The sequence below is a fragment of the Armatimonas sp. genome (assembly GCF_043760365.1).
In the GTDB taxonomy this organism is placed as follows: Bacteria; Armatimonadota; Armatimonadia; order Armatimonadales; family Armatimonadaceae; genus Armatimonas.
The window spans coordinates 1-4,721 of record NZ_JAYUPA010000457.1; the positions used below are offsets into that span (position 1 = coordinate 1).

9 protein-coding genes are annotated in these 4,721 nt (G+C 51.6%); 4 read left to right on the forward strand and 5 right to left on the reverse strand.

The genetic code is table 11. The features are described from left to right. Positions 1-15 precede the first annotated feature (15 nt). On the forward strand, positions 16-174 hold the full coding sequence (locus tag ACH2EH_RS10740) for an anhydro-N-acetylmuramic acid kinase (protein WP_395141543.1): 159 nt from the start codon (positions 16-18) through the stop codon (positions 172-174). A 22-nt stretch (positions 175-196) separates the two neighbouring features. On the opposite strand, the gene ACH2EH_RS10745 is transcribed toward ACH2EH_RS10740, so the two are convergent. The 4 genes from ACH2EH_RS10745 to ACH2EH_RS10760 form a co-directional block, all read right to left on the reverse strand. Beyond that, positions 197-598: a hypothetical protein gene (locus tag ACH2EH_RS10745; RefSeq protein ID WP_395141528.1), complete on the reverse strand. Its 402-nt coding sequence runs from the start codon at positions 596-598 to the stop codon at positions 197-199. Between the two features lie 322 nt (positions 599-920). After that, positions 921-1,301, reverse strand: a complete 381-nt coding sequence (locus tag ACH2EH_RS10750; RefSeq protein WP_395141530.1) for a hypothetical protein — start codon at positions 1,299-1,301, stop codon at positions 921-923. Between the two features lie 37 nt (positions 1,302-1,338). Beyond that, entirely contained in the window at positions 1,339-1,704 is a 366-nt protein-coding gene (locus tag ACH2EH_RS10755) for a CsbD family protein (protein WP_395141532.1), read from the reverse strand. 36 nt (positions 1,705-1,740) lie between these two features. Next, positions 1,741-2,151 carry a hypothetical protein gene (locus tag ACH2EH_RS10760; protein WP_395141534.1) on the reverse strand — a complete coding sequence of 137 codons (411 nt, stop codon included), beginning with the start codon at positions 2,149-2,151 and terminating at the stop codon, positions 1,741-1,743. Between the two features lie 113 nt (positions 2,152-2,264). Between ACH2EH_RS10760 and ACH2EH_RS10765 the strand changes: the two genes are divergently transcribed. The 3 genes from ACH2EH_RS10765 to ACH2EH_RS10775 all read left to right on the forward strand — a co-directional run bounded on the left by ACH2EH_RS10765 (position 2,265) and on the right by ACH2EH_RS10775 (position 4,284). After that, on the forward strand, positions 2,265-2,450 hold the full coding sequence (locus ACH2EH_RS10765) for a YtxH domain-containing protein (protein ID WP_395141535.1): 186 nt from the start codon (positions 2,265-2,267) through the stop codon (positions 2,448-2,450). Between the two features lie 72 nt (positions 2,451-2,522). Beyond that, positions 2,523-3,188, forward strand: a complete 666-nt coding sequence (locus tag ACH2EH_RS10770) for an ANTAR domain-containing response regulator (protein WP_395141537.1) — start codon at positions 2,523-2,525, stop codon at positions 3,186-3,188. A 439-nt stretch (positions 3,189-3,627) separates the two neighbouring features. Beyond that, positions 3,628-4,284 (forward strand): RNA polymerase sigma factor, encoded by a 657-nt coding sequence (locus ACH2EH_RS10775; RefSeq protein WP_395141539.1) that lies wholly within the window; start codon positions 3,628-3,630, stop codon positions 4,282-4,284. A 71-nt stretch (positions 4,285-4,355) separates the two neighbouring features. On the opposite strand, the gene ACH2EH_RS10780 is transcribed toward ACH2EH_RS10775, so the two are convergent. After that, on the reverse strand, positions 4,356-4,721 hold a 366-nt coding region (locus tag ACH2EH_RS10780; RefSeq protein WP_395141541.1), incomplete at its 5' end, for a sensor histidine kinase.

Below are 4,721 nucleotides of genomic sequence, written 5' to 3' on the forward strand. Positions count from 1 at the left end.
CTCGACCCCGTTCCGGTGCTGACTCATACGGACGTAGGAATGAACGGCGACGCGAAAGAGGCGCTGGCATTTTGTGTGCTCGCCAATGAGACACTTCTCGGAAATCCGGCGAACTTGCCGAGTGTCACAGGCGCGACGCGACCTGTGACACTTGGCTCCGTGACATTGCCATAAGCAAAGCCCTGGGAGACACTTCTTAGAAACGGCGGCCCACAGCAAAGGCAACCGCACTAGGATCATTACCGTTGACTTTGTTAATGAGATGATACGTCACTTCACCATAGTAGCCATTATTGATCTCGTACCCCCCAAAGAGCTTCCCTCCCACTTTGCTGTTCGCTCTACCTATCTTGACATCGTAGGAGCCCACTCCTCCGCCCATAAAATAGCGCCCGTCCGTGAGAGGTGCCCGACTCAGGTAGCGCGCTGAGACGCCAAAGGCGGTGACGGAGTTATTCGTGCCACTATGCCGATTTTGGGCAAAGTCAAAGTACACTCCGTAGATCATTGGTTTCTCTGAAGTTGACTTGCCTGCATCGTAGGACAAGCTGACCATAGGCAGTGTTGCTCCCATAATCCGTTTTGTCGAGGTAGACATAGGGTTATAAGTACCAATCGCAATCCGAAGTGACTTTTCTGCTGGCAGGATAACATCCTGTGCATGGGCAATCGAAACTGTTGTCCCCAATGTCAATATCATAGTGATAAGTGTGTTTATTTTCATTTTAAATCTCTTTCTGACCTGCATATTGATCTGTATCTCTACAAGGTCAAAGCAAACATGGTTTTTATTATGCATACTACGGCGCTCAGGTTCCATAATATTTCTGCGCTAGGAAAATATATTTTTAAGAGCCCCACAAAAAACACCTTCCCTCTAAGAAATCCTAGAGGGGAGGTGCAGTGGAGTGCAATCATGCTTAGGGGTACTGTTGCTGCTCACGGATAATGGCGTTGATCTCCTCGGGAGGAAGCTGCTCAGGATCAATATGCACCTCCGCACCAACACCTGTGATGTTATCATCGTTGTCAACCGTATCCACGGCAGCCACTGCCAAGCCACTGGCAAGGGCTCCCACAGCAAGCCCCACCAGAGCGCCAACCGCCATACCTGGAGGTCCCAGAGCAGCACCGGCGGCAGCTCCGACGGCGGCTCCCCCGGCTGCGCCCAGCACACTGCCCTTGACGGCATCATTTTCGGGGTTATCATCAATGCCGTGCTGAATACCATCCAGATGCTCTCGCATCAGGCGCTTTCGGGGAGCCATCGTCAGCTCCTCCTCGCTGATTGATACGGTCACGGGTTGGCAATCGCCCGGTTCAAGAGTTTGTTTTTGTTCAGGACTCATCATTCATCGCCTCTTTGATCTTGACAACGGTGCCGTGGGTCTTCTCCCGAACGGCATCTGCCGCATAGTGAGATTTCTCCCGAACTGACTCCGCGACATCGTGGAGAAGCTCTTTGGTGCGCTCGGCTAAAGACTCCGCTTCTTCCTTTGCCTCACCCGTTGCTTGCTGGATCTTACCGTCGGCCTGCTTGACAATGCCACGTGCCTGAAGCTCGGGGCTATTTATGGCACCCCCAAGTTTCTGCTGCGCCTTACCCACAAGCTCATTTGTCTTGCCTTCGATCTTGTCTGTCGTGCCTGCACCTGCGGCATGATCAATGGCGCCTTCAATTTTATCTTGTATCGTTTCTTTCATGATTTTCCTTATATTTCCAGAGAATACGCAGTATTGCTACGTTTTAGAGGGAGGATCTGCTGATTTTAGCATAGGCAACGTCTCAGCAAAACGCCCCCTCCAAATTTGTGCTTGTTTATTCGGTGTTGTATCGTTATAATTAGAATCTTGTAACATAACCGTAATTAATAGACGGTCTTTAACATAAATTGCAGGTTCTGAAGATGTCATTTTAACCCATATGTCATGCCTTGAGAGCGTTGAATCTGCAAGAATCCATGCTAGACGAGCATAAATAATATCTGCACGAATTCTAACATCTTCTTGACTCTGTCCACGGATCGTGATCAGCTCGGTACCGCCAATCGCTAGTGTTTGCTGAAATGAAGGCGGTAGCTGTGCGTGAGCCAACAGGCAATGGGAAAGCACTGCCCCCACTAAAACATAAGCTGCTATTTGTTTTCTCATTCTGTCGTCTCGTATGCAGCGAAAACGATCGCGGTTCCCTCGAATTATTTTGGGAACCAGAACCGATTTTGGCAATAGTAAAGTCAGGTTTAGAGAAAAGGAAAAAATGTTCTATGAAAAAGCCGATTGCCGTTGTTGGGGGTATTGTTATGGGAGCGACTGTAGGGGCAGTCGCCATGGCTCTGTCCGCTCCGTGTTCGGGTAAAGAGACGCGAGACGCACTCAAAGGGCGCTCAGAACGTATTCGGCTACGCTTGAGCCGGAAGGCGAAGCAAGTGGTACAAGACGCCTCTGTGTAACCGTTGCCGACGGTCAGAGGTGGATGGAGCAACGACCTCGGGGTCTTGCTCCTTTTTTGTTTGGTATAACAGATGGGATCCCCTCTCTTTGGAGATCTAGGAATTCAGAAGGAGCGCGTGCAAAAAGTGCAAGAGAGTACAAAAGAAGAGAGTACAAAACTGAGAGCCCTTCTCGTCGAAGACGAAGGGATAACAATTCTTCTGTTGCGGCGAGCGCTGACCGCCGCTGGCTATAATGCGGTGGCGGCGGTATCCGATGGGGAACAGGCAGTGGTGGCTGCTCGCGAGCTAAAGCCCGATTTTATAATGATGGATATCAACATGCCACGCATGAGTGGAATCGAGGCAGCTCGGCTGATCACGGCAGAGCGTCTTGTTCCCATCATCATGCTGACAGCCTATAGCGATGAGGCTATTGTCAAAAAGGCAATAGATGCAGGGGCCTGTGCCTATTTGGTCAAACCAATCGTGGCCGAGCAAATTGCTCCGGCTGTGCGAACGGCACTGGCGCGATTCCAGGTGATGGAGGAAGCACTTCGGGACAATATTGACTTGCGAGACACTCTGGAGACACGAAAGTTAGTAGAGCGGGCCAAAGGTATCCTGAGCCAGCGCTTACAGCTCTCTGAAGCCGAGGCATTTCAAAAGCTTCAAAAGACAGCACGGGATAAATCTCAGAAGCTAAAGCAAGTTGCTCTGGAAATTATTCATGCGGATGATCTTCTCTCCTCATTATGAAATGATGTGAGGCTTTTTCACGAATCGCCGATTCGCTCTGTCCGCCCACTGAAAGTAGGCGTCTGGGTAGCCTTCGGCTGCAAAGCCCGTTCCGGGCTACCGATTCTATTCTTCAGTCCGGAACGGGCTTTGCGGCGCTTGCGCCATTACAGACGCCCAATTCCATTGGGCGGACAGAGCGAATCGGCGATTCGTGAAAAAGCCTCACATTATTTCTAAAATCACCCAAATTACTCTTGACAGAAAAGAAAAAACTGGTAATAATAAGGACGTGTGCACTGAGATCAGGTAAGCCTGATCAAAGTTAGCCGCTTCTATAATATTTTGCTTGGCCATGACCGTCAAGCAAACATTGAGGTCAGGATTGCCTCGCTTTGAGATGTTTTTTCATCTCGGCGAAGCAGCTCTGACTTTTTTGTTTGTGCCACGGAGAAAAACTATGCAAGCAACTCTGACATCTTCGGCTCCTCTGACCTCGCGCCGCCCTTTGACTTCATCCACGTCTTCTTTAGAGCGCTCCTCCGCACAGGAGCTCCTGAACCGTAGCCAGACGGGCGATCTGGATGCCCGCCATGCACTGCTAGGGCGCTACCGCTCGGTGATCCATGCAACGGTGAGCCGGATGTCCTCAAACCGTCAGGATGCCGAGGATCTGGACACGGAGATCTACCTGCATGTCTTCAAAGTCATCAACTCCTGTAAGAATATCCAGACACTTCCCGCCTGGATCAAGCGCGTCGCTATCAACGAAGTCTACCAAGCCTGGCGTCGCAAGGGCCGCCAGCCGCTTCAAACATCGCTGGATGTTGTCCTGGAATCGTGTGGAGATAGTGTCCTGCGCGGCGATGAGAGTGAGAACCCGGCGACAATTCTCATTGAGCAGACAGAAAAAGCAGAGCGGAGTGAGCGCTTGAAAAAGGCACTGGGCTCTCTGCCCGCTCACCAGCGTATCCTGTGCGAGCTGTACTACGAGCAGCTTCGCTCCTTCGAGGAAATCTCTCAGGAGACGGGAATCGCGATGGGCACTATTAAATCCAGACTCTTCCGGGCACGTGAGTCTATGCTGCGGAAAATGGGCGACCTGGCCGTCGCATAGTGCGGCCTGGCAAAGCGAAAGCCTGGCGCAGTACTGCGCCAGGCTTTCGCTTTACACTGTTAGGTTGCCGTTTAGGGCACACAGGGGAAGCGTAGGCGCACCCGCGCACTCGTTGCTGTATTCTCATAGGTAAGCGTGCCCGCAAGATCAAACGTGCCAATACTCTCGATTAGCTCCAGCCCGACATGGGCCGATTTCTGCGGGTCGAAGCCCGGAGGGAAGCCGGGGCCGTCGTTACAGACATCCAGAACCAGGAACGTGTTATCCTGTTTCAGCGAGATGGCGATCGCTCCCTCACCATGCTTGATTGCATTGGAGACGAGCTCATTGACGACGAGGGACAGAGAAGTGACCTGCTTGACCGTTAGCTCAACATCCTCTGCATCCAGGGTCAGTGTGCGTGGTGCGAGGACGCTTGCCATTGCGGGAATCAGACG